This window comes from Sphingopyxis sp. TUF1 (assembly GCF_036687315.1).
Classification (GTDB): Bacteria; Pseudomonadota; Alphaproteobacteria; order Sphingomonadales; family Sphingomonadaceae; genus Sphingopyxis; species Sphingopyxis kveilinensis.
Map to the genome: position 1 here is coordinate 1,123,932 of NZ_CP144683.1, position 25,386 is coordinate 1,149,317.

Genomic DNA, 25,386 nt, shown 5'->3' on the forward strand with positions numbered 1-25,386 from the left:
CGCGCCGAGGGCTCGACGGGCTATATTGACGGTTATGTACTGCCGGTGCCCGACGGCAACAAGGAAGCCTATCGCGCGCTCGCGGCCACCGCGTCGCAGGTGTTCCGCGACCATGGCGCGGTCCGCGTCGTCGAGGCGTGGGGCGACGATGTCCCGACGGGCGAAGTCACCGACTATGCCCGCGCCGCGCACAAAAAGGATGGCGAGACGGTCGTGTTCAGCTGGGTCGAATGGCCGAGCAAGGACGCGCGCACCGCAGGCTGGGAAAAAGTGATGGCCGACGAGCGGATGAAGTCCGATCCGGCGACCAACCCGTTTGACGGGCAGCGCATGATCTATGGCGGCTTTGTGCCGATCGTGGAGGCGTAAAGTCATTCCTCCCTGTCGCGAAGCGATGGGGAGGGGGACCATCCGAAGGATGGTGGAGGGGCGGCGACGGTGCGCCAAAGCCCCTCCGTCAGCGCTTCGCGCTGCCACCTCCCCATCGCTGCGCGACAGGGAGGAGATTCAAGGAGTGAAAGATGATCACGCTTTACGGAACCCCGCCAACGCGCGCCTTGCGCGGCATCTGGCTGCTCAACGAACTGGGCCTCGATCACGAGATCATTCCGATCGACCTTAGCGCGGGCGAGCAGATGACGCCCGAATTTCTGGCGCTGAACCCAGCCGCCAAGCTGCCGGTGCTGGTCGATGGCGACATGGTGGTTTGCGAATCGGCGGCGATCCAGCTGTATCTTGCCGACAAATATGGCGAGCGCTTTCCCGGCGGCGGCCTGATCCCCGCCACGGCCGATGAACGCGCCCATATGTATCAGTGGCTGTTCTTCCTGATGACCGAGATCGAAGCGCCGCTGTGGCGCATCGCGCTCCACAGCTTCATCTATGACGCAGCGGAGCAATCCGAAGCCGAGGTCGCGCTGGCGAAGCGCGACGCCGCGCGGATGGTGGCCGTGCTCGAACAGCATATGCAGGGGCGCGACCATCTGGTCGGCGAGCAGCTGACGGTCGCCGATTTCAACGCCGCCTTCACGCTCGACTGGGCGCGCGAGGAAGCGTTGCTGGGCGACGCCCCGGCGCTCAGCGCCTTTCTGGACAGGATGTATGCGCGGCCCAACGCGCCGACCACGATCGCCGCGGCATTTGCGGAGCTGGCGGCATGAGCGGCAGTGACGCCAGCATGACGCGCACCGCCGCCTGCCAGTGCGGCAAGGTGGCGCTGGCGATGACGGGTACGCCGATCGTCGCCGCGACCTGTTATTGCCACAGCTGCCAGGCAGCCGGGCAGGCGTTCGACGCGCTGCCCGGCGCGTCGGGGACGCTGCGCAGCGATGGCGGCACGCCCTATCTGCTCGTCCGCAAGGATCGGATCGAATGGCTGGCGGGTAGCGATCAGCTCGACGACCACCGGCTGACGCCCGATGCGCCTACGCGGCGTTTTGTCGCGCGCTGCTGCAATTCGCCGGTCGCGCTGGAATTTATGAGGGGGCATTGGCTGAGCGTCTATTCGGCGCGCATTCCGGCCGGGGATCGCCCCGCGGCAGAGATGCGCACGATGGTCAACGAGCGCCCCGCGGGGGTCGAGCTGCCCGATGACATTCCCAATTATGCCACGCCGTCGGGCAAATTCATGTGGCGGCTTTTGAAAGCGTGGATCGCGATGGGATTCCGCGCGCCCCCGGTCGAAGCGACGAAGGGCTTTGTCCGATGAGCAACGCCGACGACCGCGTCGAAATGCTCAACGTCAGCAGCCCCGGCCATGTCGTGCGCGTCGAACGCGCCAAATATGAAGCGATGCGGGGCGCCATGCTGGCGGTGGTCCCAACCGAAGCGCCGGGGCTGACCGCCGCCGAGATCAAGGAACGCCTGCTGCCGCTCTTGCCCGAAGCACTGTTCCCCGGCGGGGCCAAGGTGGGCTGGTGGCAAAAGGGCGTGCAGCTCGACCTCGAGGCGCGCGGACAGATGGCGCGCGCCGACACCAAACCCCTGCGTTTTTACCGGCCTTGAGGCCGCATTTCGAACCTGTTTTTAGAAGGAGAAGAATGATGACCAATCCCCTCGGAAGCTTTATCTGGTACGAATTGATGACGAGCGACCCCGACGGCGCCGCCGCTTTTTACGGCCCGGTCGTCGGCTGGACGATCGCCGCGCGGAGCGACGCGGATGCGCCCGGCGGCGTCGATTATCGCATGATCGGCCGCAGCGATGGCGGCAACGCGGGCGGCGTGCTGGCGCTCAATGCCGACATGATCGCGGGCGGCGCGCGGCCGGGCTGGCTGGGCTATATTTACACCCCCGACGTCGATGCCGCGATCGCGTCGATGACCGCCGACGGCGCGACGCTGCAGATGCCGGCGACCGACCTGCCGGTCGGGCGGATCGCGATGGTCGCCGATCCGCAGGGCGCGCCCTTTTACATCATGAACCCGATCCCGCCCGAAGGCGAGGTGGATAAGGACGCCGACGCCTTTTCGGTGACCGAGGCGCAGCATGTCCGCTGGAACGAGCTGGCGACGAGCGATTCGGATGGCGCGGTCGCTTTCTATCAGAAGCATTTCGGCTGGGGCCAGGACGGCGCGATGGATATGGGCGAGATGGGCCAATATCGCTTCCTTCAGCACGACGGCGAGATGATCGGCGCGGTGATGCCGCTGGTGGAAGGTTATCCGGTTCCGATGTGGAATTTCTACATCGGCGTCGATGACATCGATCGCGCGCACGCCGCGGTGACCGCGAATGGCGGGACCGTCACCAGCGAGCCGATGGAAATCCCGGGCGGCGAGTTCGCGATGAACGCGATCGACCCGCAGGGCGCCGCGGTCGGCTTCGTCGGCCCGCGCAAAGGCTGAGGTCGATCGGTTCGGCGATCAAAGGAGAGGCATGATGACGAAGGCAACCCTCTGTCTGTGGTACGACAAGGACGCCGAGGAAGCGGCGAATTTCTATGCCGCGACCTTTCCCGACAGCCATGTCGGCCAAGCGCATCGCGCGCCCGCCGACAATCCGAGCAGCCAGGCGGGCGAGGTGCTGACGGTCGATTTCACCGTTCTTGGCTTTCCGTGCATCGGGCTCAACGGCGGGACCGCGTTCCAGCACAGCGAGGCCTTTTCGTTCCAGATCGCGACCCGCGATCAGGAAGAGACCGACCGCTACTGGAATGCGATCGTCGGCAACGGCGGGCAGGAAAGCATGTGCGGCTGGTGCAAGGACAAGTGGGGCATTTCGTGGCAGATCACCCCGCGCGTGCTGACCGACGTGATGACGGGCGGCGACAAGGCGGCAGCCAAGCGTGCGTTCGAGGCGATGATGGCGATGAAAAAGATCGACGTCGCCGCGATCGAAGCCGCCATTCGGGGCTGACCGGCCGGCCGTCCCATATCGCGGTTAACGCGGCGCTGACATTGCCGCTTTGCCAATTGGTCATCGCGTGCGCGCGAAGGCGGGGGCATGGCTCTGCCCTCCGCCTTCCTGCGCACGCTGATCGTCGCCGCCTTCGCCGCGGTGCTGGCGTTCGCGCCCGCGCAGGCGCAGCAGGTCATCGTCGTCACCACGACGACAGTGACCTGGACGTATGAAGATGCGGGCGACGATGACCTTGGCTTTGAGGGGGAGCCAGCATTCGTCGACGACGAAGCGTTTGCCGAGGATGAGGCGTTCGCGGGAACGCGGCGTTATGCGCCCGCCGCCACGCTCGCGACGCTGGGTGACGCAAAGGCGCGTTTCGGTCCCTTTTCGGTGATCGACGCCGCGACGGTGCGCATGGCGGGTGACGTGACATCCGCCACGCCGCGCCAGTTCGCAGCGATGATGGCCGCCTTTCCGGGGCTCAAGCGGATCGAGATGATCGATTGCCCCGGCAGCCTCGACGAGGATGCGAACCTTGCTCTCGCGCGCGCGATCCGCCGTGCGGGGCTGGAAACCGTGGTGCCGAGCGGCGGGTCGGTCCGCTCGGGCGCGGTCGAACTGTGGCTGGCGGGCGCCGTGCGCCGCGCGGCACCCGACGCCGAGTTCGGCGTCCACAGCTGGGCCGACGAATATGGCCGCGAGTCGAACGACTATCCCGCCGACGATCCGGTCCACGCCGACTATATCGGCCTATACCGCGAACTGGGCATGGATGCGGCCAAGGCGCGTGAATTCTACGCGCTGACCAATGCGACCCCGTTCGACGAGGTGCGTTACCTGACGCGCGCCGACATGGCGCGGTTCGTGGCGGTCAACTGAACATTGCCGCCACGAAACCGGCGCGCCTAGCAGTTACCCTGGACGCCATCGGCGCAGTCACCGACGGACTCGACGTCCTTAACCGCGCCATCGACGGTGTTGCACGCCGTCATTAGCAGCATCGAACCGCTGATCGCGAAAATCGTCAGAAGCTTTTTCATTCTCTCTCTCCGACACGGGGGCCAACCTCTTAACATGTCTGGCAACGGCCGCCTCGCGCGATCGTTCCGTCGCATCGAAAACGCACTGGCCGAAGCGTTCCGAAAGGTCGCCGGACCGGGGCGAATGCGCGATGTGTCGCGGCCACCCTCCAGCTGTTTTAGTCTTGCGGCACGGCGCTGCACCGCCCACATCGCCCCCATGGCAAAGCGCAGCCTTTATCAGCGGATGCGGGCGAATGCGCAGGTGCGCACCGCTTTGTTCGCTCTCGGCGTGCTGATGATGATCGTCGGCATCGTGATCGGGCCGCTGCCGGGGCCGGGATTCCTGATCGTCTTTCCGCTCGGGCTGATGCTCTGCCTTCAGAACAGCGCGTGGGCGAAGCGCGCCTATGTGCGGTTCAAATGGCGCCACCCCCGCTATGGCGCGTGGACCGACCGGGCGATGCGCCGCGTCAGCGCCGCACGGCGGCGCGCGCGCGCGGCGCTGGACAGGCTAGATGGCGATTGACTTTCCGCCGACTCTTGCTTATCCGCGCCTCCAACAGTGGCCGCCCACGCTTGGCGGCCCTTTTCTGTTGCAGCATTTGACGAGATCTAGGGAAAACCGCGATGAAGCGCACCTATCAACCGAGCCGCCTCGTGCGCAAGCGCCGTCACGGCTTCCGCGCCCGCAAGGCAACCGTCGGCGGCCGCAAGGTGCTCGCCGCCCGCCGCGCCCGCGGCCGCGCGAAGCTGTCGGCCTGATCGCCGAGGCTTCGCCGCCAGCGCGTCTGGTGCGAACGCTTAACAAACGCAGCGAATTTCTGGCCGCCAACCGCGGCCTTCGCTTTCCCATGCCCGGCTTTGTCCTGCTCGTCCGTCCGCGCGGCGACGATGCCGACGCGCTGGGCATCGGCTATACCGTCAGCAAGAAGGTCGGCAACGCCGTCACGCGCAACCGGATGAAGCGCCGCTTTCGCGAATTGGCGCGCGCGCTTCTCCCCGAATCGGGAATATCCGGCGCCGACCATGTGCTGATCGGCCGCCCCGGCGCCAACGACATCGAGTTTGCCGCGCTTGGCGAGCAGCTCGACTCGGCGTTGAAGCGCGCGGCGAAGAAGCTGGCGGCGAAGGCGTCGTGACTCTCTCCCCTCCCCTTCTTCGTCGCCCCGGACCCTTCGACGACGCTCAGGACAGGCTTGATCGGGGGCCCCGCTTTTCAACGTCGCTGAGCGGGACCCCGGATCAGGTCCGGGGTGACGAAGAAGGAAAATCGCCGATTGCGTGTGACATTGCGCTGTTTTCCGGACCTCCCGCATGATCGCCCGCCTGCTCATCCTGATCGCGCGCGGCTGGCAGCTGGGTCCGTCGCGCATCCTGCCGCCGACGTGCCGCTATGCACCGTCGTGCAGCGAATATGCGATCGTCGCGCTGGGGCGTTATGGCGCGATCAAGGGTGGCTGGATTGCGACAAAGCGGCTATTGCGCTGCCATCCTTGGGGCGGTCACGGCTACGACCCGGTGCCTTAGTGCCCGCATCCCCCGACATTTTTGAGACGAAGAGAGACCGAAGAGCGTGGACGACAAGCGTAATTTGATCGCGGCAATCCTGTTGTCGGTGGCGATTTTGATCGGCTGGAACTTCGTCGCCGAGGAATTTTTCCCGACCCCCGACCAGCCCGACGTGACCAAGACGGTCGCCGGCGCCAATGGCGCGCCCGCCACGGCTCCTGCCGCGCAGGGTCAGCCGAGCGCTCTGCCCGCCCCCAACGCGACCGCACCCGCCGCGCCCGCGGCGTCGCAGGCGATCCGCCCGGTCGACGTCGTGCTCGCCGAAGGACAGCGCGTTCCGATCGAAACCCCGGCCTTGGCGGGATCGATCAACTTGGTGGGCGCGCGCATCGACGACATCACGCTGACCAAATATCGCCAGACGATCAAAAAGGATTCGCCGCCGGTGCGCCTGTTCGCGCCGGGCGGCACCAAGGCCGCCTATTTCGCCAGCATCGGCTGGTCGGCGCAGGGCATCCAGGTGCCGGGACCAACGACGCTGTGGACTGCAGGCGGCAGCAAGCTGACCCCGACGACGCCGGTGACGCTGAGCTGGGCCAATGGCACCGGCCAGACGTTCCGCATCGAATATAGCATCGACACCAATTACCTGATCACCGCGAAGCAGACGATCGCCAACAGGGGCGCCGCGCCCGTGAGCGCGAGCAGCTTTGCGCTGATCGACCGCCTCGGCAAACCGACCGACCCGCATGAAGTCGACAGCTGGACGATCCACGTCGGCCCGACCGGCTATCTCGATGGCAAGTCGGTCTTTGACGTCGATTATGACGACGTCGAGGAAGCGCCGAACCGCGCCGTGCGATACAGTTCGGCAGGCTGGCTGGGCTTCACCGACAAATATTGGCTCGCGGCGGTCGTCCCGGCCAAGGGCGAACGCGTCACCGCGGCGATCAGCTCGCCGAGCGTCAACAATTATCAGACGCTGTTCGCGCGCGACTTTGCGCAGGTCGGCCCCGGCCAGCAGGTCACGACCACCAGCCGCATCTTTGCCGGGGCCAAGGAAGTCGAGGTTCTCGAAAACTATCAGGACAGGCTGGGCATCACCCGCCTGTCGAACGCGATCGATTGGGGCTGGTTCGAATTTTTCGCGGTGCCGATCTTCAAGCTGCTGCACTGGCTGTTCCTGCAAGTCGGCAATTTCGGCGTCGCGATCATGGCGCTGACCTTGATCATCCGCCTGCTGATGTTCCCGATCGCCAACCGGCAGTTCTCGTCGATGGCGCAGATGCGCGTCGTCCAGCCGAAGATGAAGGCGCTGCAGGAGCGCTACAAGGACGACAAGCCCAAGATGCAGCAGGAGCTGATGAAGCTCTATAAGGACGAGAAGATCAATCCGCTCGCGGGCTGTCTGCCGATCCTGATCCAGATCCCGATCTTCTATGCGCTGTACAAGGTGCTGATGCTGGCGATCGAGATGCGGCACCAGCCGTTCATCCTGTGGATCAAGGATCTGTCGGCGCCCGACCCGCTGCACATCCTCAACCTGTTCGGCCTCTTGCCCTTTACCCCGCCGTCGATCCTGGCGATCGGCGTGATGGCGGTGATCCTGGGCGTGACGATGTGGCTGCAGTTCCGCCTGAACCCCGCCCCGGCCGACCCGGTGCAGGCGCAGGTGTTCAAGATCATGCCGTGGCTGTTCATGTTCATCATGGCGCCGTTCGCCGCGGGCCTGCTGCTATACTGGATCACCAACAACATCCTGTCGATCGCGCAGCAGCAGTGGATGTATCGCAAGTTCCCGGCACTGAAGGCGGCGCCGGCGAAGTGAGCGAAATCGATCTTGATCCCGGCGCCGATCCCGAACGGGCCGAGCGCGCGCGCAAGCTGTTTTCAGGCCCGATCGCTTTCCTGAAATCGGCGCCCGCGCTCCAGCATTTGCCCGTGCCGTCGGTGCCGGAAATCGCCTTTGCGGGCCGGTCGAACGTCGGCAAATCGTCGCTGCTCAACGCGCTGACGAACCGCAACGGCCTCGCGCGCACCTCGGTCACGCCGGGACGCACGCAGGAACTCAACTATTTCGATGTCGGCGAACCTTTGGTGTTCCGGCTCGTCGACATGCCCGGCTATGGCTTTGCCAAGGCGCCGAAAGAGGTCGTCAGGAAATGGCGCTTCCTGATCAATGATTATCTGCGCGGGCGGCAGGTGCTGAAACGCACATTGGTGCTGATCGACAGCCGCCACGGCATCAAGGATGTCGATCGCGACGTGCTCGAAATGCTCGACACGGCGGCGGTGAGCTACCGCCTCGTGCTGACCAAGGCCGACAAGGTGAAGGCGAGCGCGCTCGCCGACGTCCACGCAGCGACCGAGGCCGAGGCACGCAAGCACCCCGCCGCGCACCCCGAGGTGATCGCGACGAGCAGCGAAAAGGGCATGGGGATCGCCGAACTGCGCACCGCGGTGCTGGAGGCGGTGGAAGTTTGACTTGCGCTCCTCTCCCCTTGAGGGAGAGGATAGTGAAGGTTGGTCCGACGAAGTCGGGCCTACCGCAACTTGGTGAGGGCAAGGACGCCTGCGTCGCCCCCTCACCCAGCTTCGACTAGGCAGCAAGCTGCCAAGTCTCCACATCCCTCTCCCTCGGGGGGAGTGGGAAACAGGGAGTCCTCATGAAACTCTTCATCGGCAACAAGGCCTATTCAAGCTGGAGCCTGCGCGGCTGGCTTGCCGCCAAGCACAGCGGCCTGCCGTTCGAGGAGGTCACCGTCCCGCTCTATAACGAAGAATGGAGCCAGCGGCGCGAGGGCGACGAGTTCGCGCCGTCGGGCGGCAAGGTGCCGATCCTGTGGGACGGCGCCGACATCGTCGTGTGGGACAGCCTGGCGATCATCGATTACCTCAACGAAAAGACCGGCGGCACGCGCGGATATTGGCCCGAGGATATGGCGGCGCGCGCGATGGCGCGATCGATGGCGGCCGAAATGCACTCGAGCTTTGCGGCGCTACGCCGCGAGCACAGCATGAACATCCGCCGCATCTATCCCGCCGCCGAACTCACCCCCGAAGTGCAGGCCGACGTCGTCCGCATCCTGCAAATCTGGGCCGAGGCGCGTGCGCGTTTCGGCGGTGAAGGCGATTATCTGTTCGGCAACTGGTCGGCGGCCGACATGATGTTCGCGCCGGTGGTGACGCGCTTCATCACCTATTCGACCCCGCTGCCGCGCTTTGCGCTTCCCTATTGCCAGGCGGTGATCAGCCACCCCTGTATGCAGGAATGGATCGGCGGCGCGCAGGCCGAGGACTGGGTGATCGAGAAGTTCGAGGGGTCGGTCGAGGGGTAGTGGGGGGGCGGCGGAATGGCTGAAGCGGCCGGAAGTCGCCATGCGGCCATCCCCAACCCGTTCGCATCGAGCGAAGTCGAGATGCCCCTCGGGCTAGGCTTAGCGTCGATGGGTGTCTCGACTTCGCTCGACACGAACGGAATGAGGGGATGGTCAGCCCCCAAAGCCACGCTCGCATCACCTCACGGCGCGAACCGCCTCAGGCCGCGATCAGGCGCAATTCCTCACGGAAATCCTCGTCCACCCCGATGCGGCCGCGCATCGGGGTGAGGGCGCGGTCGGCGTCGACCTCGCCTTCCTCGAACAGCGCGACCGCCGCTTCGCCGCCGCGTGCGCGGCTGTGGCGCCGGGCGACCTGTCCGGTAGGGCGGAAACCGAGCTTGCGCAGCACCGTGCCCGACGCCGGATTGTCGACGAAATGCCCAGCCGAAAGCCTGGGCAGGTTCATCGCGCGCGCGATGTGGATGAGCTGGCGCCCCGCTTCGGTCGCAAAGCCCAGCCCCCAATAGGGACGCGCGATCCAATAGCCCATTTCGGGGCGGCCATCGGGGTCGTCCGAAATGCCGCAGCCGCCGACGAGGCGCGGGGCGCCGCCGGTGCGCGCGAAGATCAGGAACCGCGGCTGCGCGGGATCGATCGGCTGCGACAGGAAGTCGCGGGCATCGCTCTCGTCATAGGGCCAGGGGGCGGTCGCGAGATTGCGGACGACGGCTTCTTCACCGATCGCGCGCGCAAGCGCGGGCGCATCCTCGATCCAGCCGGGCCGCAGCAACAGTCTTTCGGTACGCGCGAACATCTTTTCAACTCCCAATGCCTGCCGCAGTGGCGCCAGATAGTGACGCTTTGACGACAGTCGATGTGCGAGGGAGATGGATGGCCCCATTTTCGCGCCCGGCATCCAAGTGGCTGGATTGCGGGCAAGAAAAAAGGGAGTCCGGGGTGACCCGTCTCCCTCTTTTCGAACCTTGTTTCCGCTATGGGCGGAAAGGACAGCTCCGGGTCATCCCTTGATGGACGACCCGTCAGCGATCGTCCCTATTCGGCGGCTTCGGCCATCATGTCGACCGACACATATTTGCGGCCAAGCTTGCCATCGTGGAATCGGACGCGGCCGTCGGCGGTGGCGAACAGCGTGTGGTCCTTGCCCATGCCGACATTGACGCCCGGGTACACTTTGGTCCCGCGCTGGCGCACGATAATGTTGCCGCCGATCACTTCCTGACCGCCGAACTTCTTCACGCCAAGGCGGCGGCCGGCTGAGTCGCGACCGTTGCGCGAAGAACCGCCTGCTTTCTTATGTGCCATGACCTAAACTCCTGTTCGTTCCGTAGGGCCGAGCCGCGTTGCCGCGCTCAGGCGTCCTTCTTGGGGGCTGCCTTCTTGGCAGCGGGTTTCTTTTCGGCTTCAGCCTTGGGGGCTTCGGCCTTCGGGGCGGCAGCCTTCTTGGGCGCGGCTTCCTTTTTCGGCGCAGCTTCCTTGGCGGGTGCAGCGGCCTTGGCTTCGGCCTTCGGAGCGGCCTCTTCCTTCGGCGCGGCTTCCTTCTTCGGCGCGGCCTTCTTGGCTTCGCCGACGGCGAGGATGCGCAGCAGCGTCAGCGACTGGCGGTGGCCGTTGCGGCGGCGGTAGTTGTGCCGACGGCGTTTCTTGAAAACGATGACCTTTTCGCCGCGCGTCTGGGCGATGATCTCGGCCGAAACGGTCAGACCCTTCGCATCCTTCACCTCGCCGCCGTCGCCGGCCAGCAGGACGTCGCCCAGCGACACGGTGTCGCCGGCTTCACCCTCGATCTTCTCGACGGCGATCTTGTCTCCGGCGGCAACGCGATACTGCTTTCCGCCCGTGCGCACGATTGCGAACATGGTCTTCCATCCAATCAGAAACTAGAACACCCGCGCTGCCAGTCCCCCGCCGAAGCGGGCGATTTTTCCGGCATGCGGGAAAGTCAGCGCCACTAGCGAGATGGCGCGCGGCTGTCAACCGCATATTTCCGCGCTTTTTGTCCGAATGCGCGAGGGTGCGACGCTTTATCGTCCGTGCCGCCGATTCGCCCCTTGCTGCACCGGCTGCACCCCCATATCAGGGTCCGCGATGAAGCACCTCGTCTTTTTAGCTGCCCTCAGTCTGCCGCTGTCGGCCTGCGCCGCGAGTGTCGGCGGGGATGCGCCCTCGCTTGCCAGGCGCGCGGTCGAGGGGCGGCTCGACGTCGCGGCGCCGCCCGCGCCCCCGCCCCCGCCGGGTCCGCTCCCCACCGACCTTGCCGGCCGGCTCGCGCGCTGGGAGGCTGACGGCGCTGCCGCACAACAGGCCTTTGCCGCCGAGCGCAGCGCGGCCGCGACGCTGGTGTCCGCCGCGGCGGGCGCGCCGGTGGCCAGCGAGCGCTGGGTGGTTGCGCAGCAGGCGATCTCGCGCCTCATCGCCGCGCGCGCGCCGCTGACGGCGGCGCTCGCCGACATCGACCGCCTCTATCTCGAACGCAGCGTCGAGGAGCAGATCGACGGTCTGCCCGACATCCATGCGCTGCGCGAACGGCTTGCCGAGCTGGTGTCGGCGCAGGATGCGGTGATTGCGGCGCTGAGCGCGGAATTGCCGGGGGATTGATTTCCTCCCTGTCGCGCAGCGATGGGGAGGTGGCAGCGCGAAGCGCTGACGGAGGGGCTATGGCGCTGGCGTCGCGGCCCCTCCACCACCGCCTGCGGCGGCGGTCCCCCTCCCCATGGCTTCGCCACAGGGAGGATCAATTGATGCTATTGATTCAACCCGTGCTTTTTCAGCGCGTGGCGGATCTGGTCGTAGCTGAGGCCGAGCGCCTCGGCCGCGACCTTCTGATTATAGCGGCATCGTGCCATCGTGTCGGCCAGGATCGCCTTTTCATATGCATCGACCGCCGCGCGCAGGTCGCTGACCGGCCCCGGCGCGGGTGACGGCGGCGGCGCGGCGGTATCGGTCGCGGCTTTCGCGGGCTCGGCCTTCGCGCCGCGCACCGCGGGCTGCCACGGGCTCGCGAACGGGTCGAAGCTCAGCGCGTCGACCGGCCGTGTGGGGTCGCCCCAGCGATAGACCGCGCGTTCGATGACGTTCCTGAGTTCGCGGACGTTGCCGGGCCAGTCGTGCCCCTCCATCGCCGCGAGCGCACGCGGGCCAAAGCCGGGCCATTCGTCCCATCCGACGACCGCCGCCATGCGCTGCCCGAAATAGGTCGCGAGCACTTCGATGTCGCCTTCGCGAGCGCGTAGCGGTGGCAGAGTGATGACCTCGAAAGACAAGCGGTCGAGCAGGTCGGCACGGAAGCGGTTGTCGTCGACCAGCGCGGGCAAATGCTCGTTGGTTGCCGCGACGATGCGCACGTCGACGCGGATCGGGCGCGACGCGCCGACGCGCGTGACCTCGCCATATTCGACCGCGCGGAGCAGGCGTTCCTGCGCGCCCATCGACATCGTCGCCAGCTCGTCGAGAAACAGCGTGCCGCCGTCGGCCTCCTCGAACCGGCCCGCACGACTGCGCGTCGCGCCGGTAAAAGCGCCCGCTTCGTGGCCGAAGAGCTCACTCTCGATCAGCGTCTCGGGCATCGCGGCGCAGTTCATGATGACATAGGGCCTGTCCCAGCGCGACGACAGGCGGTGAAGCCGCTCGGCGATCAATTCCTTGCCCGTCCCGCGCTCGCCGATCACCAGCACCGGGCGGTCGAGCATCGCCGCCTGGCTCGCGCGATCGACCGCGTCCTGAAAGGCTGCCGACTGGCCGATGAATTGCGTCTCGCGCTCCATTCCCAATCATTGGCAAATTTTCCCGCTGATTGGCAAGGCAAATCGGCGCAGTGAGAGAATTGCGCGTGAAGTTGCGCGCTTTTCCGACGCTTTCGGCAATTGGCACGCCTCCTGCATAGATTTCTGCGAACCGGCGCATAACGCTCCGGTGCAGCAAAACAGGAAGGTTGATACGATGAAAACGAAGATTGCCCAGGCCACTACTTTCGCGTTCAGCGCGGTGGGTGCGCTGGCCATTCTCGTCGGCGCGATCGACTACCCTGCCACCGCCGCCAACGCCGCCGGCCTCCCCGTCGTCGGCCTGGTGAATGCTGCTTCGACCCCGGCGGTCGGCCCCGTGGCCTGACCGACACTGGTGCCGGGGCACTCTCCCCCTTGCCCCGCCCCGGCACCAGCATTTTTCAAGAACAGACAATAGGTCTCAAGTTTTCGACAGGAGTTTCCAAATGGGTATTTTCTCACGCACCCGCGACATCATCGCCGCCAACGTCACCGACCTGCTCGACCGGGCCGAGGATCCGGAAAAGATGATCCGCCAGATCATCTTCGAGATGAACGAAACGCTCGTCGAAGTCCGCGCTTCCGCCGCCCGCACGATCGCGGACCAGAAGGAAATGCGCCGTCACATCGCCAAGCTCGAAAGCCTGCAGGACAGCTGGAAGGAAAAGGCCGAGCTCGCGCTGTCGAAGGACCGCGAAGACCTTGCCACCGCCGCACTCGTCGAAAAGCAGAAGGCCGGCGACATGGCCGAGCGGCTGAAAGCGGAAATCGCCGTCCTCGACGACGCGCTGACCGGGTATGAAGCCGACATCGCCAAGCTGCAGAAAAAGCTCTCCGAAGCGCGCGCGCGCCAGTCGAGCGTCGTCAACCGCCTCGAAAGCGCGGAAAACCGCTACAAGCTGCGCGAAATGACCAACGGCGACCGGGTCGAAGACGCCTTCTCGCGCTTCGAAATCCTCGAACGCCGCGTCGACGAAGCCGAAGGCCGTGCCGATGCGCTGGGTCTGGGCTATAAAAAGTCGCTCGACGAAGAGATCGCCGAGCTTCAGGCCGCCGACAAGGTCGCCGACGAACTCGCCGCGCTGAAGGCCGCGCAGGGCAAGAACTAAGGAGCCGGACCGATGGAAGACTTTATCCCGATCGTCGCGATAAGCGTTCTCTTCCTCGGTCTGCCCTGGCTGATCCTCCACTATGTCACCAAGTGGAAACAGGCCAAGACGCTGACCGGAGAAGATGAACAGCTGCTCGACGAACTGTATGACACCGCACGGCGCCTCGAAAACCGCCTGCACACCGTCGAACGCATCATCAGCGCCGACCATCCCGACTTCCGCCCCGCGGTACGCAGCGATGAAGAACTGGCGCAGCTCGAAAACATGAACCGGAGGAACTGAGATGTCTGCCAGCCGCACCAAATTCTACCTCGACAAGCAGAACGCCAAATGGAGCGGCGTGTGCGCCGGGATCGCGGATTATAGCGGGATCGATGTCCTCTGGGTTCGTGTCGGCGCCGTGCTGCTCACCCTGATGGGGGGCTTTCCCTGGACGCTGATCGCTTACTGGATGGTCGCCTGGATGGGATCGCCCAAACCCTTCGCCCTTTACGGGTCGCAGGAGGAAGCGAAATTCTGGCAGGGCGTGCGCAGCAACCCCACCGCATCGGCCCGCGACATCAAGTCGCGCTTCCGCGACATCGACCGTCGGCTTGCCGACATCGAGCTTTACTACACCAGCCACAACCGTCGGCTCGCCGACGAGATCGAAAGCCTGCGCTAAGCAGCGGCTGCGACGCAACAGGGAGAGTTTTCATGAATTTCGGTGGCACCACCTTCGTCCTCGCCATCATCGCCCTGTCGATCGGCGGCTGGATGTTCACTACCTGGATCCGCGCCAAGCATGGCTATCCGGTCGAGAATGAATGGGGCGGCACGGTTCATCGAACCGACCCCGACGCTGATCGAAAAATCAAGCTGCTCACCGACGACAATGCCAAGCTCGCCAGTCAGGTCAGCCGGCTGGAAGAACGGATCGCGGTGCTCGAAAGGATCGCCACCGAAGAGGGCGGCAAGGCGGCACAGCTTGCCGACCAGATCGACCGCCTGCGCTGAGGGGAAAACAGATGAATCTCGATATTGTAAATGCCTTTGCCCCCGTCGCCGCGCTCGTCGGCCTCGCCGGGGTCGCAGGCTGGGTCTTCACCACCTGGCTGCGCGTCAAGAACGGCTACCCGCTTGAAAACAGCTGGGGCAAAGCGGTCTATCCCAGGACCAGCGACGAGGCGATGGAGCGCGTCAAGCTCATCAGCCAGGAAAATGCCCAGCTGCGCGCCGAGCTTGGATCGGTGAAGGATCGCCTCGCAGTCGTCGAACGCATCGTCACCGACGAGAGCCACCGCGTCGCCGCCGAGATCGACGCGCTGCGGCACCCGGCGAACTGAGGAGGAAGCAATGGATCAGCCCTATTTCGTTCTGCTGTTTTTCTTCATCGTCGTCGGCATTCCGGTCATCTTCGGCGTGCTTGGGGACGTCTATAAAAGGCACCTGAAATATAAAGAAAAGCAGCTGGAGACGATCACCAACGAAACCGCCGAAAAGGCCGCGCAATATGCCGCGCACACCGAACGGCTCGAACAGCGCATGCGCGTGCTCGAACGCATCGTGACCGACAAGGGCATCGACGTCGCCGACGAGATCGAAAAGCTGCGCGACGCCCCGCTCAACTGACGCAATAAGAAAAGAAGCAGGAAAGGAACCTCCCCATGGGCCCATTCGAAATGGTCGTCGGTATCGTCCTCATCGTGACGATCGGCAGCATCATCCGCGCCAAGCACGGCATCCGCCGCGACCGCCACGGTAACGACTATGTCGCCGGCAACGATGCCGAGACCAAGGCGCTGCAGACCGAGATCCGCGCTCTCAAGGAGCGTATCCAGGTGCTCGAACGCATCGCCACCGACCATAATCGCGCTGTCACGCTCGACCAGGAAATCGAGAAGCTGCGCGATAGCAGCAAGATCTGAACGCCGGTAAAGGAGCAATGCTCATGGCTTTCATCACTCCCGACCTGACCGCCGCCGCCATCGCGCTCGCCGGGCTCTCCATCGTCAGCCTTGTCGCGCTGCGCGGCTGGCGCGACTGGATCCAGCTGAAGCGCGACGAACTCGCCGCGGGCCACGCGCCGCTGGCGCACGACCCCGCCGTGCCGCACGCCGGATCGCGGATCGAGATCGCCGACCTCAAGGAACGGCTGCGCAAGCTGGAAGCGATCGCGGCGGGGGTGGATCTGTAAGGCTCCGCCGTGTCTTTTCGCCGTCACCCTGAACTTGTTTGGCGTTTATCCCGGTCGCATCCGTCGGCGTCATTGCGAGCGCAGCGAAGCAATCTCCAGATTGTGTAGCGCCCGGACGATGGCTGGAGATTGCTTCGTCGCTGCGCTCCTCGCAATGACGAGTTGAGGTCTCCTTATGGTAAGGGGATAATCGCCAAACAAGTTCAGCATGACGGTTAGTGGAGCGAAGGGGTAAGCCCCTTCACACCGTCCCCCAAATCTGCCACTGCCCGCGCCCATGCGCAGCCTATCCGACATTCACGAAGAATATGACTTCCTCGACGGCGACGACCGCTATCGCCTGCTGATCGAGCTCGGGCGCGAACTCGAGCCGATGCCCGATGCGCTCAAGACCGACGCGACGCTGGTGCGCGGCTGTTCGGCGAGCGTGTGGGTCTATCCGGTGCCGCAGGACGATGGCCGCCTGCATTTCCTGGCCGACAGCAATGCCGCGATCACCAAGGGCATCGTCGCGCTCGTCCTCGCCGCGGTGCAGGACAGGCCCGCCGCCGAGGTCGCCGGCATGGACATCGCCGCCGCGCTCGCGCCCTTCGACCTGACACGCCAGCTTTCGTCGAACCGCACGCAGGGCGTGCCCAATATGATCGCGCTCGTCCAGGACACCGCCCGCCGCCTCGCCGCGGGCTGATCCCTCACTTCGACAGGTCGCGCAGCAGGCTGTCCCAATGCGCCAGTGCCGGGGCGATCGCAGCGACCGGCACACGCTCGTTCAGCCCATGGGCAAAGCTGTCGCTCGCCTTGGAAAACAGCCCTGCCACGCCGTAGCTCGGCACGCCGTTCCTGCGGAAATGATAGCTGTCGGTCGCGCCCGCACTCATCGACGGGATGATCGGCAGGCCGGGCACGCGCGCATGGACCGCCTTTTTCACCGCCGCCATTACGTCGGGGCGCAGCGGCGAAGCGTCGCTCGCACTCGCGTCGGGATCGGTCAGCACCTTGACCGCGGGATCGGCGATCACGCGTTCGAGCTCGCCGCGCACCGCCTCGACCGCGACGCCGGGAAAGATGCGGCAGTTGACGTTCGCCGTCGCGCGCTGCGGCAGCGCATTTTCGGCATGTCCGCCCTTTACCAGCGTCGGCACGCAGGTGGTGCCGATCTGCCCCACATATTCGGGCTCGGCGCGGATCACCGCGATGGCTTTTGCGTCGGTCGGGTCGGCGGCAAAGGCCTTCAGCGCCGCACCGATCTCGCCGCCGACCTGATCGGCGACGATCGGCAGACCGACCTTGGTCAGCTCGTTGATCTGCGGCGCGAAGCGATAGGCGCCGACCCTGGCGAGCGCGTTCGCCAGCTGGACGATCGCATTGACGTCCGACGGACGCGAGCTGTGCCCGCCGGGGTTGGTGACCTCCAGCGTGAAGTCGGCATAGGTCTTCTCGCCCGCCTGCAGCCCATAATATTTCGGCGTGCCATCCTCGCCGATCAGGCCGCCGCCGCCGTCGCCGTTGAGCGCAAATTCGGCATCCTTATATTTCGCCGCGAGCGCGCGCGTCGTCGCCATTTCGGTTTCCTCGTCGCCGGTCAGCAACAGGATGATCGACCGCTTCGGCCTGAACCCCTCCTGCTTCAGCTGCGCGAGCGCCGCGACCATCATCGCAATGTCGAACTTGTTGTCTTCCGACCCGCGCCCGAAAATATAGCCATCCTCCTCGACCGGGACGAAGGGATCGCGCGTCCAGTCCTTCGGATCGGCCTCGACGACATCCATATGGCCGAGCAGCAGAATCGGCTTTTTGTCGGTCGCGCCGCGCAGCGTGACCGCCAGCGTCGCGGTCTCGCCCATCGGCGTGATTTCAATGTCGGCATCGGCATAGCCCGCGGCCTTCAGCACGCCGGCATAATAGGCCGCCAGTTCGGGCACCTTGCCGCGGCCCTTGACCGTCGGGATCGCGATGCTGTCCTTCAATATCTGCTTGGCGGCCGCGGGATCGGCGGGTTTGGCGTGGACGGGCGCGGCGGCGACAAGCGCGGCGGCGAGGGCGAGCGGCAGGGACAGGTTGCGCATGAAAACCAGTAAAGCGGCTTCGCCGACGGGCGGCAAGATACAATCGGCTTGACCAGCACGCGCCTCGATATAAATATGATATCATCTTTATATCGAATCGGAGGGCTTTATGGTCGACAGTGGGGCACCGGCGCTGAATCGCAGCCGCGAAACGCGCGCCAATACGCAAAGCGGTTATCTGATGCTGTTCATCTGGCTGGTGCTGCTCGGCATCGCCGCCTGGGCAGCGATCACCAACGCCAACGCCGATGTGATGAGCGCGTGGAAATGGATCGTCGCGGCCAGCGCGGCAGTGGTCGGCACGCTCATCCTCTGCGGCTTTTACCTGATCAACCCCAATGAAGCTGCGGCGATCCAGCTGTTCGGCGCCTATAAAGGCACCGACCGGCAGGAGGGGTTGCGCTGGGTGCTTCCCTGGCTGACGCGCAAGAAGATCGCGGTGCGCGCGAACAACGTCATTTCGGACAAGATCAAGGTCAACGACCTGCGCGGCAACCCGATCGAAATGGCGGCGCAGGTCGTGTGGCGCGTCACCGACACCGCGCAGGCGCTGTTCGATGTCGACGATTACAAGGAATTTGTGATGGCGCAGATCGAGGCCGCGGTGCGCTCGATCGGCTCGCGCTACCCCTATGACGACATCGAACATCAGGAAGTGACGCTGCGCGGCAACCATGAGGAGGTCGGGGTGGAACTCCGCAAGGCGCTGATCGAGCGGCTGACCGTTGCGGGCATCACCGTCGACGAATGCGGGCTCACCCACCTTGCCTATGCGCAGGAGATCGCGGGCGCGATGCTGCGCCGCCAGCAGGCCGAGGCGGTGATCGCCGCGCGCAAGAAGCTGGTCGAGGGTGCGGTGACGATGGTCGAAATGGCGCTTCAGCACCTGTCGGACAAAAATGTCGTCGACCTCGACGACGAGCGCAAGGCGGCGATGGTGTCCAACCTGATGGTCGTGCTGTGCGGCGAGCGCGATACGCAGCCGGTGGTGAACGCCGGCTCGCTCTATTGATGTAAGAATTCCGTTCGTGTCGAGCGAAGTCGAGACACCCATCGTCGGCACCCGGCCGCCCGGCATCTCGACGTCGCTCGATGCGAACGGATAGGGAGGTCCATGCCGTAATGCCCGCTTCTGCCAAAAAAGCCTTTGCCCTCCGCCTCGACCCCACGCTGTTCGCCGCGGTCGAGCGGATGGCGGCGGCCGAATTGCGCAGCGCCAATGCCGAGATCGAGATGCTGCTGCGCGAGGCGCTCGCGCGGCGCGGCGTGCCGGTCAAGCCGCCCGCACCGCCGCGCCGCGGGCGCCCGCCGAAAGCGGACGCGTCACAGGACTGAGCCGCCGACCGCGCCCGATCGCCCAAGGAGTTTCGCCATGCTGCACCTGTTCCTCGACAACCGCCCCTGGTTCCGCGCGAAGCGGCGCGGCTATGGCACCGGCCTGCCGATCGCGTGGCAGGGGTGGGCGATGCTGCTTGCGCACATCGCGCTGATTACCGGCATCGCGGTGATGCTGCGCGATCGGCCGATGGCGCTCACCCTCGCGGTCATCGTCGCGGGCCTTGCGCCGATGCCCCTCTATCGTGCGCGCACCGAAGGCGGCTGGCGCTGGCGGTGATCGGGCAATCGCCCTCTCCCAAAGGGAGAGGGCTTTTCACTTCGCCTTCCGGCGCGTTGCCGTCGCTCTCACCCCGAAACGCAAGCATCATTGTCGCGCCCCCATCGCCCGGCTAAAGCTCGCCGCGTGACCGCGCTATCCCCCCGCATCGCCGCTTTCGCCGACCGCTGGCCAAAGCTTCTGGCCCTCGCGCTCGGCGCCGTCTCGGCGACGGGATTTGCGCCGCTGAACCTCTGGCCGCTGACCCTGGTCGCGCTCGGCGGCTGGATGGCGCTCGTCGCGCGTAGCCCGCGCGGCTGGCGCGCCTTTGGAACCGGCTGGGCGTTCGGCGTCGGGCATTTTGTCGTCGGCCTCAACTGGATCGCGACCGCCTTCACCTATCAGGCGGCAATGCCCGCGTGGCTGGGGTGGATCGCAGTCGGGCTGCTGGCGCTTTATCTGGCGGTCTATCCCGCGCTTGCTGCATGGGGGGCTTGGCTGACGCAAAAAATCGTCGCCCCCGCGCGGGCGGGGGCCGCTGGCGGTTTATCCGGCGACGATGGCGCAAGGCCGACTGCGGCCCCCGCCTTCGCGGGGGCGACGCTATCTTTCGTCCTCGCCTTTGCCGCGTTGTGGACGCTCACCGAATGGCTGCGCAGCTGGGTGTTCACGGGGTTCGCGTGGAATCCCCTCGCTGCGATTCAATTGGACGCCAGCGCGCCCGCTATCTGGATCGGCACCTACGGAGCTTCGATGCTGGTCATTATGGGCGCCGGCGTCCTGCTTCTCGTCACCAGCCGCCAAATTCGCATCGCCGCGATCGTCGCCGTGACCGCGGCGCTTCCTATCGTCGCGGCGCCCTTGCTCATCGATCACAATGCTTTGCAGGCCGACGTCGCGCGCGACAGCGAAGGACAGGGCGTCGCCACCCCCATCACCGTCGTCCAGCCCAATGTCGGCCAGCAGGACAAATGGGAAGGCAGCAAGGCCGATGCCAATTTCGCCAAGCTCGCGCGGCTGACGAGCCCGAAGGACGACACCCCGCGGCTGATCCTGTGGCCCGAGGCGGCGGTGCCCGATTATCTCGAATGGGGCTATCCCGCCGTCTATTACGACCGCTCGCCCGCCGAGGCGCGGCGGCGGATCACCGATCTGATGAACGCGGGCGACGTGATGCTGCTCGGCGCGCTCAAGCTCGAAATGGACAAAGGGGGCGAGGTCGTCGGTGCACGCAATGCGGTGATGACGCTCCACGCCGACGGCACGCTGGGACCGCGCTACGACAAGGCGCATCTGGTTCCCTATGGCGAATATCTGCCGATGCGGCCGATCCTTTCGGCGATCGGGCTGTCGCGGCTTGCGCCCGGCGACATCGACTTCTGGCCCGGGCCGGGGCCGCGCACGATCGACATCGGCACCTTCGGCCGCATCGGCTTGCAAATCTGTTACGAGATCATCTTTTCGGGGCAGGTCGTCGACCGCGACCACCGCCCCGCCTTCATCTTCAACCCGTCGAACGACGCATGGTTCGGATCGTGGGGTCCGCCGCAGCATCTTGCGCAGGCGCGGCTCCGCGCGATCGAGGAAGGGCTGCCCGTCGTGCGTGCAACGCCGACGGGGATCAGCGCGGTAATCGATGCCGACGGGCGGGTGGTCGAATCGCTGCCGATGTACACCGCGGGGCGCATCGATACGATTGTGCCGCTCGCGCACGAACCGACGCTCTTTGCGCGCTTCGGCAACATTCTGCCGGTCGGTTTTGCGTTGCTGCTGCTCGCGCTGGCCATTGCCTTTCGTCGGCGCGGACGCTAACAGCCAGCCAACATAAAGTTTCCTTTATATCCGTCTCTCGAAAAGGCTCCCCATGCGCAACAGCTTCCTCTTCACCTCCGAAAGCGTGTCCGAAGGCCATCCCGACAAGGTGGCCGACCAGATCAGCGATTCGGTCGTCGACCTGTTCCTGTCGAAAGACCCGGAAGCGCGCGTCGCGTGCGAAACGCTGACGACGACGCAGCTTGTCGTGCTCGCGGGCGAAATCCGCTGCAAGGGCGTGTTCGAGGACGGCGAATGGGCGCCGGGCGCGCTCGACGAGATCGAGGCAACGGTGCGCAACACGGTCAAGGAAATCGGCTATGAACAGTCGGGTTTTCACTGGAACGAGTTCCGCTTCGAGAACAATCTCCACGGCCAGTCGGCGCATATCGCGCAAGGCGTCGACGAAGGCGCCGACAAGGACGAGGGCGCGGGCGATCAGGGGATCATGTTCGGCTATGCGTCGGACGAAACCCCCGACCTGATGCCCGCGACGCTCGATTACAGCCACAAGATCCTCGAGCGCATGGCCGCCGACCGCAAGGCGGGGATCGCGCCCTTCCTCGAACCCGATGCCAAGAGCCAGGTCACGCTGCGCTACGCCAACGAACGCCCGGTCGAGGCGACGGCGATCGTCGTGTCGACGCAGCACGCGCCGGGCTATTATTTCCATAATGGCGAGGGCGACGAGGCGAAATATACCGAGCTGCGCAAATATGTGCTTGGCGTCATCGCCGACGTGCTGCCCGCCGAGCTGCTCACCGCGAACACCGTCTATCACATCAACCCGACCGGCCGCTTCGAGATCGGCGGCCCCGACGGCGACGCGGGCCTCACGGGCCGCAAGATCATCGTCGACACCTATGGCGGCGCGTCCCCGCACGGCGGCGGCGCGTTCAGCGGCAAGGATCCGACCAAGGTCGACCGCTCGGCGGCGTACATCACGCGCTATCTGGCCAAGAATATCGTCGCCGCTGGCCTCGCGCGCCGCTGCACGATCCAATTGAGCTACGCGATCGGCGTCGCCGAGCCGCTGTCGATCTATGTCGATCTCCACGGCACCGGCACGGTCGAGGAAAGCCGGATCGAGGCCGCGATTCCCGGTCTCGTGCGCCTGACGCCCAAGGGCATCCGCACGCACCTCGGCCTCAACAAGCCGATCTATCGCCAGACCGCAGCCTATGGCCATTTCGGCCGCCAGGCTGACGGCGATGCTTTCCCGTGGGAGCGGACCGATCTGGTCGACAGGCTGAAGGCCGCGCTGGCTGCGTGATCCGGGCTACCGGGGGCGGAGGTGCTTGCCGCCCCCGCCCGGCGCGGCTAGGGCGCGCGCCATGACTGCGTACAAACCCGGCGACCCGACGACCCTCAACCGCCTTTACGGGCGATCGCAGGGCAGGCCGCTGCGCGCCGGGCAGCAGGAACTGCTCGACACGCTGTTGCCACAGATCGCGGTACCGGCCGACCGCGAGGTGACGGCCGCGCGGCTGTTCGACTTCGATCGCCCGCTGCACTTCGAGATCGGCTTCGGCGGCGGCGAGCATATGGCGGCGCGCGCCGATATGTTGCCCGACCATGGCTTCATCGGCGCCGAACCCTTTATCAACGGCGTAGCCCAAGCCCTTGTCCATGTCGCGGGCGATCATGGCCAGCACCCGCCGCTCGGCAATGTGCGCATCCATCATGGCGATGCGCTCGAGGTGCTGCGGCGCATCCCCGACGGCGCCTTGAGCTTCGTCTATCTGCTGCACCCCGACCCCTGGCCCAAGGCGCGCCACGCCAAGCGCCGGATGATGAACGACGGCCCGCTCGACCTGATCGCGGCCAAGCTCAAACCGGGCGGCGAGTTCCGCTTCGGCACCGACCACCCGGTCTACCTTCGTCATGCGCTGATGGTGATGCGCCGCCACCGCCGCCAGTATGAATGGCTGGCAAAGGATGCGCGCGATTTCCAGGTGCGGCCCGGCGGCTGGCCCGAAACGCGCTACGAAGCCAAGGCGCGCGCGCAGAGGCACGAGGTCTGGTACTTTCGCTGGCGGCGTAGATAAGAGTGCTATACAGTTGAAAAGGGATAGTTTTTTCCAAGCCTTCCCCACGCCATCTTTCCTCAATTACGCGACAATTTCCGTCCCGGTGATTGCTGAAAACGCCGTGCCGGAATGAAAGCATCGTACAACCGCCGATCACCTTGGAAGCGGTTGCACTTGAACGCCGGATGAGGGCCGTGATTTTACAAGGCGTCTGTGCGCAGAAATGCCAATCGGAAGGACCTGACACTCGGAGCGGATCAGCAGATTACCGCCAGCCCACCTAACGAGGTCTCCTTATATTTCTCCAGCATGTCGGCGCCGGTCCTGCGCATCGCGTCGATGACTTGATCGAGAGAGACGCGGTGGGATCCATCTCCGCTTAGCGCCAGCCGCGAGGCTTCAATAGCTTTGACCGCCCCGACCGCGTTTCGCTCGATGCAAGGGACCTGCACGAGACCGCCGACAGGGTCGCAGGTCAGGCCGAGATTATGCTCCATCGCGATTTCCGCCGCGTTCTCGATCTGGCTGTTCGACCCTCCAAGCGCCGCAGTCAGGCCCCCAGCAGCCATCGAGCAGGCCACACCGACTTCCCCTTGGCAGCCGACCTCGGCTCCCGATATCGACGCATTTTCTTTGAAGAGCGATCCGATCGCCGTGGCCGTCAGCAGAAATGTCGCTTCCCCACCAAGGTCCGCCGAGGAATGGAATTGGCGATAATATTGAAGCACGGCGGGGATGATACCGGCGGCACCGTTTGTGGGTGCGGTGACGACCCGGCCGCCACCCGCATTCTCCTCATTGACTGCAAGCGCCCAGAGATTGATCCAGTCGAGGGCGACAAGCGGATCATCGCTTTCCCGCGACAGCAGATGGTGGTGGAGGGCGTGAGCACGGCGCCGTACCCGTAATCCGCCGGGCAATTCGCCGGTGCCCTCGAGGCCCCGGGCAATACAGGCGCTCATTGTCTCCAGCACGCGTTTGATATGGCTTTGGACTTCGGCCTCGGGTCGCAAGGCTGTCTCATTGGCCCACATGAGCTCAGCGATCGAAAGCCGTTCGCGTTCGGCGGTTTGCAGCAACTCCGCGCCGGAGCTGAAGGGGAAGCGAAGAGGCCGCCCGATGGTCCGGGCCGCGGTATAATTCTGGTCGGTGTCCTTGACGATCGCTCCGCCGCCGACCGAATAATAGACGGATGTCGCCAGAACGCTGCCGCCCTGGTCGAAGAGACTACATCGCATCGCATTCGTGTGAAACGGCATTCGTTCGCGGCGCAGGAAGCGGATATCGCGCGCTTCCACGAACGCGACCTCCCGCTTTCCCCCGAGCGTCAGCACGCCCCCCGTGCGCGCATCTGCCACAATGTGAGCAATCTCGTCGGGCTCGGCGGTGTCGGGTCTCTCACCGCTCAGACCGGCGATAACGGCCCAGTCGGTGCCATGCCCGATTCCGGTCAAGGCCAGCGAGCCGAAGAGCTCGACGCTCGCGCGGCCGGCGCGTGCGAGCATTCCGGCCGCCTCGCACTCGGCGACAAACTGGCTGCACGCCGTCATCGGTCCCATCGTGTGCGAGCTCGAAGGACCGATGCCGATCTTGAACATATCGAACAGGCTGAAGGTCATGG

General features: G+C 65.3%; 38 protein-coding genes. 31 read left to right on the plus strand and 7 right to left on the minus strand.

Annotated elements, in window-relative coordinates:
* The first annotated feature begins 24 nt into the window (after positions 1-24).
* The 7 genes from VSX77_RS05295 (at position 25) to VSX77_RS05325 (ending at position 4,221) form a co-directional block, all read left to right on the plus strand.
* Positions 25-369: a DUF1428 domain-containing protein gene (locus VSX77_RS05295; RefSeq protein ID WP_422397305.1), complete on the plus strand. Its 345-nt coding sequence runs from the start codon at positions 25-27 to the stop codon at positions 367-369.
* Between the two features lie 152 nt (positions 370-521).
* Positions 522-1,160, plus strand: a complete 639-nt coding sequence (locus VSX77_RS05300; protein ID WP_338426611.1) for a glutathione S-transferase family protein — start codon at positions 522-524, stop codon at positions 1,158-1,160.
* On the plus strand, positions 1,157-1,708 hold the full coding sequence (locus VSX77_RS05305; protein ID WP_338426612.1) for a GFA family protein: 552 nt from the start codon (positions 1,157-1,159) through the stop codon (positions 1,706-1,708). The genes VSX77_RS05300 and VSX77_RS05305 overlap by 4 nt, the downstream gene beginning before the upstream one ends.
* Entirely contained in the window at positions 1,705-2,004 is a 300-nt protein-coding gene (locus VSX77_RS05310; RefSeq protein WP_338426613.1) for a DUF6958 family protein, read from the plus strand. Before VSX77_RS05305 ends, VSX77_RS05310 begins: the two co-directional genes overlap by 4 nt.
* Positions 2,005-2,042: 38 nt before the next feature.
* Positions 2,043-2,846, plus strand: coding sequence for a VOC family protein (locus VSX77_RS05315; protein WP_338426614.1), 804 nt, complete (start codon positions 2,043-2,045; stop codon positions 2,844-2,846).
* Between the two features lie 31 nt (positions 2,847-2,877).
* Complete coding sequence (locus VSX77_RS05320; RefSeq protein WP_338426615.1) at positions 2,878-3,357, plus strand: VOC family protein; 480 nt, start codon at positions 2,878-2,880, stop codon at positions 3,355-3,357.
* An 87-nt stretch (positions 3,358-3,444) separates the two neighbouring features.
* Entirely contained in the window at positions 3,445-4,221 is a 777-nt protein-coding gene (locus VSX77_RS05325) for an alpha/beta hydrolase (protein ID WP_338426616.1), read from the plus strand.
* Positions 4,222-4,247: 26 nt separating this feature from the next.
* On the opposite strand, the gene VSX77_RS05330 is transcribed toward VSX77_RS05325, so the two are convergent.
* On the minus strand, positions 4,248-4,382 hold the full coding sequence (locus VSX77_RS05330; RefSeq protein WP_338426617.1) for an Entericidin EcnA/B family protein: 135 nt from the start codon (positions 4,380-4,382) through the stop codon (positions 4,248-4,250).
* Between the two features lie 199 nt (positions 4,383-4,581).
* Here VSX77_RS05330 and VSX77_RS05335 point away from each other — a divergent pair, with 199 nt between their 5' ends.
* From VSX77_RS05335 to VSX77_RS05365, 7 genes are all read left to right on the plus strand, one after another.
* Positions 4,582-4,890 (plus strand): PGPGW domain-containing protein, encoded by a 309-nt coding sequence (locus tag VSX77_RS05335; RefSeq protein WP_338426618.1) that lies wholly within the window; start codon positions 4,582-4,584, stop codon positions 4,888-4,890.
* Between the two features lie 101 nt (positions 4,891-4,991).
* Positions 4,992-5,126 carry a 50S ribosomal protein L34 gene (rpmH, locus tag VSX77_RS05340; protein ID WP_037554958.1) on the plus strand — a complete coding sequence of 45 codons (135 nt, stop codon included), beginning with the start codon at positions 4,992-4,994 and terminating at the stop codon, positions 5,124-5,126.
* 29 nt (positions 5,127-5,155) lie between these two features.
* Positions 5,156-5,503 carry a ribonuclease P protein component gene (gene rnpA / locus VSX77_RS05345; RefSeq protein WP_338426619.1) on the plus strand — a complete coding sequence of 116 codons (348 nt, stop codon included), beginning with the start codon at positions 5,156-5,158 and terminating at the stop codon, positions 5,501-5,503.
* Between the two features lie 175 nt (positions 5,504-5,678).
* The gene (gene yidD, locus VSX77_RS05350; protein ID WP_338426620.1) at positions 5,679-5,891 is read left to right on the plus strand and encodes a membrane protein insertion efficiency factor YidD; all 213 of its coding nucleotides are present in this window, start codon (positions 5,679-5,681) and stop codon (positions 5,889-5,891) included.
* Positions 5,892-5,937: 46 nt separating this feature from the next.
* Positions 5,938-7,701: a membrane protein insertase YidC gene (yidC, locus tag VSX77_RS05355; RefSeq protein WP_338426621.1), complete on the plus strand. Its 1,764-nt coding sequence runs from the start codon at positions 5,938-5,940 to the stop codon at positions 7,699-7,701.
* Positions 7,698-8,357 (plus strand): ribosome biogenesis GTP-binding protein YihA/YsxC, encoded by a 660-nt coding sequence (gene yihA / locus VSX77_RS05360; protein WP_338426622.1) that lies wholly within the window; start codon positions 7,698-7,700, stop codon positions 8,355-8,357. The genes yidC and yihA overlap by 4 nt, the downstream gene beginning before the upstream one ends.
* A 182-nt stretch (positions 8,358-8,539) precedes the next feature.
* The gene (locus tag VSX77_RS05365) at positions 8,540-9,211 is read left to right on the plus strand and encodes a glutathione S-transferase family protein (protein ID WP_338426623.1); all 672 of its coding nucleotides are present in this window, start codon (positions 8,540-8,542) and stop codon (positions 9,209-9,211) included.
* Positions 9,212-9,410: 199 nt separating this feature from the next.
* On the opposite strand, the gene VSX77_RS05370 is transcribed toward VSX77_RS05365, so the two are convergent.
* From VSX77_RS05370 to rplU, 3 genes are all read right to left on the minus strand, one after another.
* Complete coding sequence (locus tag VSX77_RS05370) at positions 9,411-10,007, minus strand: GNAT family N-acetyltransferase (protein WP_338426624.1); 597 nt, start codon at positions 10,005-10,007, stop codon at positions 9,411-9,413.
* Between the two features lie 239 nt (positions 10,008-10,246).
* A complete protein-coding gene (gene rpmA / locus VSX77_RS05375) occupies positions 10,247-10,516 on the minus strand; it encodes a 50S ribosomal protein L27 (protein ID WP_058804062.1) in 270 nt (89 codons plus the stop codon).
* Positions 10,517-10,563: 47 nt separating this feature from the next.
* Positions 10,564-11,070 (minus strand): 50S ribosomal protein L21, encoded by a 507-nt coding sequence (gene rplU / locus VSX77_RS05380; RefSeq protein ID WP_338426625.1) that lies wholly within the window; start codon positions 11,068-11,070, stop codon positions 10,564-10,566.
* Positions 11,071-11,299: 229 nt separating this feature from the next.
* Here rplU and VSX77_RS05385 point away from each other — a divergent pair, with 229 nt between their 5' ends.
* The gene (locus VSX77_RS05385; RefSeq protein WP_338426626.1) at positions 11,300-11,809 is read left to right on the plus strand and encodes a hypothetical protein; all 510 of its coding nucleotides are present in this window, start codon (positions 11,300-11,302) and stop codon (positions 11,807-11,809) included.
* A 146-nt stretch (positions 11,810-11,955) separates the two neighbouring features.
* Here the strand turns inward: VSX77_RS05385 and pspF are convergent, their stop codons facing one another.
* Positions 11,956-12,975: a phage shock protein operon transcriptional activator gene (gene pspF, locus VSX77_RS05390; protein WP_338426627.1), complete on the minus strand. Its 1,020-nt coding sequence runs from the start codon at positions 12,973-12,975 to the stop codon at positions 11,956-11,958.
* Here pspF and VSX77_RS05395 point away from each other — a divergent pair.
* From VSX77_RS05395 to VSX77_RS05440, 10 genes are all read left to right on the plus strand, one after another.
* Positions 12,953-13,321 (plus strand): hypothetical protein, encoded by a 369-nt coding sequence (locus tag VSX77_RS05395; RefSeq protein WP_338426628.1) that lies wholly within the window; start codon positions 12,953-12,955, stop codon positions 13,319-13,321. The two genes, pspF and VSX77_RS05395, sit on opposite strands and share 23 nt — an antisense overlap.
* Before the next feature lie 100 nt (positions 13,322-13,421).
* Complete coding sequence (pspA, locus tag VSX77_RS05400) at positions 13,422-14,084, plus strand: phage shock protein PspA (RefSeq protein ID WP_338426629.1); 663 nt, start codon at positions 13,422-13,424, stop codon at positions 14,082-14,084.
* 12 nt (positions 14,085-14,096) lie between these two features.
* Entirely contained in the window at positions 14,097-14,369 is a 273-nt protein-coding gene (pspB, locus tag VSX77_RS05405) for an envelope stress response membrane protein PspB (RefSeq protein ID WP_338426630.1), read from the plus strand.
* 1 nt (position 14,370) lies between these two features.
* Positions 14,371-14,751, plus strand: coding sequence for an envelope stress response membrane protein PspC (pspC, locus tag VSX77_RS05410; protein ID WP_338426631.1), 381 nt, complete (start codon positions 14,371-14,373; stop codon positions 14,749-14,751).
* A 32-nt stretch (positions 14,752-14,783) separates the two neighbouring features.
* Positions 14,784-15,083, plus strand: a complete 300-nt coding sequence (locus tag VSX77_RS05415) for a hypothetical protein (protein ID WP_338426632.1) — start codon at positions 14,784-14,786, stop codon at positions 15,081-15,083.
* 11 nt (positions 15,084-15,094) lie between these two features.
* Positions 15,095-15,412, plus strand: a complete 318-nt coding sequence (locus tag VSX77_RS05420; RefSeq protein WP_338426633.1) for a hypothetical protein — start codon at positions 15,095-15,097, stop codon at positions 15,410-15,412.
* 10 nt (positions 15,413-15,422) lie between these two features.
* The gene (locus tag VSX77_RS05425) at positions 15,423-15,698 is read left to right on the plus strand and encodes a hypothetical protein (RefSeq protein WP_338426634.1); all 276 of its coding nucleotides are present in this window, start codon (positions 15,423-15,425) and stop codon (positions 15,696-15,698) included.
* Between the two features lie 35 nt (positions 15,699-15,733).
* Positions 15,734-15,994, plus strand: coding sequence for a hypothetical protein (locus VSX77_RS05430; RefSeq protein ID WP_338426635.1), 261 nt, complete (start codon positions 15,734-15,736; stop codon positions 15,992-15,994).
* Positions 15,995-16,017: 23 nt separating this feature from the next.
* Complete coding sequence (locus VSX77_RS05435) at positions 16,018-16,263, plus strand: hypothetical protein (protein WP_338426636.1); 246 nt, start codon at positions 16,018-16,020, stop codon at positions 16,261-16,263.
* 277 nt (positions 16,264-16,540) lie between these two features.
* The gene (locus tag VSX77_RS05440) at positions 16,541-16,951 is read left to right on the plus strand and encodes a SufE family protein (protein WP_338426637.1); all 411 of its coding nucleotides are present in this window, start codon (positions 16,541-16,543) and stop codon (positions 16,949-16,951) included.
* A gap of 4 nt (positions 16,952-16,955) precedes the next feature.
* On the opposite strand, the gene VSX77_RS05445 is transcribed toward VSX77_RS05440, so the two are convergent.
* Entirely contained in the window at positions 16,956-18,329 is a 1,374-nt protein-coding gene (locus VSX77_RS05445) for a M20/M25/M40 family metallo-hydrolase (protein WP_338426638.1), read from the minus strand.
* Between the two features lie 109 nt (positions 18,330-18,438).
* Here VSX77_RS05445 and VSX77_RS05450 point away from each other — a divergent pair, with 109 nt between their 5' ends.
* The 6 genes from VSX77_RS05450 to trmB all read left to right on the plus strand — a co-directional run bounded on the left by VSX77_RS05450 (position 18,439) and on the right by trmB (position 23,783).
* Positions 18,439-19,341 carry an SPFH domain-containing protein gene (locus VSX77_RS05450; protein ID WP_338426639.1) on the plus strand — a complete coding sequence of 301 codons (903 nt, stop codon included), beginning with the start codon at positions 18,439-18,441 and terminating at the stop codon, positions 19,339-19,341.
* Between the two features lie 110 nt (positions 19,342-19,451).
* Positions 19,452-19,664, plus strand: coding sequence for a toxin-antitoxin system HicB family antitoxin (locus VSX77_RS05455; protein WP_338426640.1), 213 nt, complete (start codon positions 19,452-19,454; stop codon positions 19,662-19,664).
* A gap of 37 nt (positions 19,665-19,701) precedes the next feature.
* Positions 19,702-19,944, plus strand: coding sequence for a hypothetical protein (locus tag VSX77_RS05460; RefSeq protein WP_338426641.1), 243 nt, complete (start codon positions 19,702-19,704; stop codon positions 19,942-19,944).
* 126 nt (positions 19,945-20,070) lie between these two features.
* The gene (gene lnt / locus VSX77_RS05465) at positions 20,071-21,735 is read left to right on the plus strand and encodes an apolipoprotein N-acyltransferase (protein WP_338426642.1); all 1,665 of its coding nucleotides are present in this window, start codon (positions 20,071-20,073) and stop codon (positions 21,733-21,735) included.
* A 52-nt stretch (positions 21,736-21,787) separates the two neighbouring features.
* Entirely contained in the window at positions 21,788-23,008 is a 1,221-nt protein-coding gene (metK, locus tag VSX77_RS05470; protein WP_338426643.1) for a methionine adenosyltransferase, read from the plus strand.
* A gap of 61 nt (positions 23,009-23,069) precedes the next feature.
* Positions 23,070-23,783: a tRNA (guanine(46)-N(7))-methyltransferase TrmB gene (gene trmB / locus VSX77_RS05475; protein ID WP_338426644.1), complete on the plus strand. Its 714-nt coding sequence runs from the start codon at positions 23,070-23,072 to the stop codon at positions 23,781-23,783.
* Positions 23,784-24,022: 239 nt separating this feature from the next.
* On the opposite strand, the gene VSX77_RS05480 is transcribed toward trmB, so the two are convergent.
* Positions 24,023-25,384 (minus strand): L-serine ammonia-lyase, encoded by a 1,362-nt coding sequence (locus VSX77_RS05480; protein WP_338426645.1) that lies wholly within the window; start codon positions 25,382-25,384, stop codon positions 24,023-24,025.
* Positions 25,385-25,386: the final 2 nt, after the last annotated feature.

Excerpts from the sequence above, each read along its gene's own strand:
- trmB (WP_338426644.1), top strand. The coding sequence starts at position 23,070 with ATGACTGCGTACAAACCCGGCGACCCGACGACCCTCAACCGCCTTTAC.
- VSX77_RS05450 (WP_338426639.1), top strand. The coding sequence starts at position 18,439 with ATGGTCGACAGTGGGGCACCGGCGCTGAATCGCAGCCGCGAAACGCGC.
- VSX77_RS05320 (WP_338426615.1), top strand. The coding sequence starts at position 2,878 with ATGATGACGAAGGCAACCCTCTGTCTGTGGTACGACAAGGACGCCGAG.
- VSX77_RS05420 (WP_338426633.1), top strand. The coding sequence starts at position 15,095 with ATGAATCTCGATATTGTAAATGCCTTTGCCCCCGTCGCCGCGCTCGTC.
- VSX77_RS05440 (WP_338426637.1), top strand. The coding sequence starts at position 16,541 with ATGCGCAGCCTATCCGACATTCACGAAGAATATGACTTCCTCGACGGC.
- VSX77_RS05435 (WP_338426636.1), top strand. The coding sequence starts at position 16,018 with ATGGCTTTCATCACTCCCGACCTGACCGCCGCCGCCATCGCGCTCGCC.
- VSX77_RS05300 (WP_338426611.1), top strand. The coding sequence starts at position 522 with ATGATCACGCTTTACGGAACCCCGCCAACGCGCGCCTTGCGCGGCATC.
- VSX77_RS05455 (WP_338426640.1), top strand. The coding sequence starts at position 19,452 with ATGCCCGCTTCTGCCAAAAAAGCCTTTGCCCTCCGCCTCGACCCCACG.
- pspA (WP_338426629.1), top strand. The coding sequence starts at position 13,422 with ATGGGTATTTTCTCACGCACCCGCGACATCATCGCCGCCAACGTCACC.
- rplU (WP_338426625.1), bottom strand. The coding sequence starts at position 11,070 with ATGTTCGCAATCGTGCGCACGGGCGGAAAGCAGTATCGCGTTGCCGCC.
- pspC (WP_338426631.1), top strand. The coding sequence starts at position 14,371 with ATGTCTGCCAGCCGCACCAAATTCTACCTCGACAAGCAGAACGCCAAA.
- VSX77_RS05325 (WP_338426616.1), top strand. The coding sequence starts at position 3,445 with ATGGCTCTGCCCTCCGCCTTCCTGCGCACGCTGATCGTCGCCGCCTTC.
- VSX77_RS05415 (WP_338426632.1), top strand. The coding sequence starts at position 14,784 with ATGAATTTCGGTGGCACCACCTTCGTCCTCGCCATCATCGCCCTGTCG.
- rpmA (WP_058804062.1), bottom strand. The coding sequence starts at position 10,516 with ATGGCACATAAGAAAGCAGGCGGTTCTTCGCGCAACGGTCGCGACTCA.
- VSX77_RS05480 (WP_338426645.1), bottom strand. The coding sequence starts at position 25,384 with ATGACCTTCAGCCTGTTCGATATGTTCAAGATCGGCATCGGTCCTTCG.
- rpmH (WP_037554958.1), top strand. The coding sequence starts at position 4,992 with ATGAAGCGCACCTATCAACCGAGCCGCCTCGTGCGCAAGCGCCGTCAC.
- VSX77_RS05425 (WP_338426634.1), top strand. The coding sequence starts at position 15,423 with ATGGATCAGCCCTATTTCGTTCTGCTGTTTTTCTTCATCGTCGTCGGC.
- VSX77_RS05335 (WP_338426618.1), top strand. The coding sequence starts at position 4,582 with ATGGCAAAGCGCAGCCTTTATCAGCGGATGCGGGCGAATGCGCAGGTG.
- VSX77_RS05395 (WP_338426628.1), top strand. The coding sequence starts at position 12,953 with ATGAATTGCGTCTCGCGCTCCATTCCCAATCATTGGCAAATTTTCCCG.
- VSX77_RS05310 (WP_338426613.1), top strand. The coding sequence starts at position 1,705 with ATGAGCAACGCCGACGACCGCGTCGAAATGCTCAACGTCAGCAGCCCC.
- VSX77_RS05430 (WP_338426635.1), top strand. The coding sequence starts at position 15,734 with ATGGGCCCATTCGAAATGGTCGTCGGTATCGTCCTCATCGTGACGATC.
- VSX77_RS05370 (WP_338426624.1), bottom strand. The coding sequence starts at position 10,007 with ATGTTCGCGCGTACCGAAAGACTGTTGCTGCGGCCCGGCTGGATCGAG.
- VSX77_RS05445 (WP_338426638.1), bottom strand. The coding sequence starts at position 18,329 with ATGCGCAACCTGTCCCTGCCGCTCGCCCTCGCCGCCGCGCTTGTCGCC.
- VSX77_RS05365 (WP_338426623.1), top strand. The coding sequence starts at position 8,540 with ATGAAACTCTTCATCGGCAACAAGGCCTATTCAAGCTGGAGCCTGCGC.
- pspF (WP_338426627.1), bottom strand. The coding sequence starts at position 12,975 with ATGGAGCGCGAGACGCAATTCATCGGCCAGTCGGCAGCCTTTCAGGAC.
- pspB (WP_338426630.1), top strand. The coding sequence starts at position 14,097 with ATGGAAGACTTTATCCCGATCGTCGCGATAAGCGTTCTCTTCCTCGGT.
- VSX77_RS05315 (WP_338426614.1), top strand. The coding sequence starts at position 2,043 with ATGACCAATCCCCTCGGAAGCTTTATCTGGTACGAATTGATGACGAGC.
- VSX77_RS05305 (WP_338426612.1), top strand. The coding sequence starts at position 1,157 with ATGAGCGGCAGTGACGCCAGCATGACGCGCACCGCCGCCTGCCAGTGC.
- yidD (WP_338426620.1), top strand. The coding sequence starts at position 5,679 with ATGATCGCCCGCCTGCTCATCCTGATCGCGCGCGGCTGGCAGCTGGGT.
- VSX77_RS05385 (WP_338426626.1), top strand. The coding sequence starts at position 11,300 with ATGAAGCACCTCGTCTTTTTAGCTGCCCTCAGTCTGCCGCTGTCGGCC.
- VSX77_RS05460 (WP_338426641.1), top strand. The coding sequence starts at position 19,702 with ATGCTGCACCTGTTCCTCGACAACCGCCCCTGGTTCCGCGCGAAGCGG.
- metK (WP_338426643.1), top strand. The coding sequence starts at position 21,788 with ATGCGCAACAGCTTCCTCTTCACCTCCGAAAGCGTGTCCGAAGGCCAT.
- VSX77_RS05330 (WP_338426617.1), bottom strand. The coding sequence starts at position 4,382 with ATGAAAAAGCTTCTGACGATTTTCGCGATCAGCGGTTCGATGCTGCTA.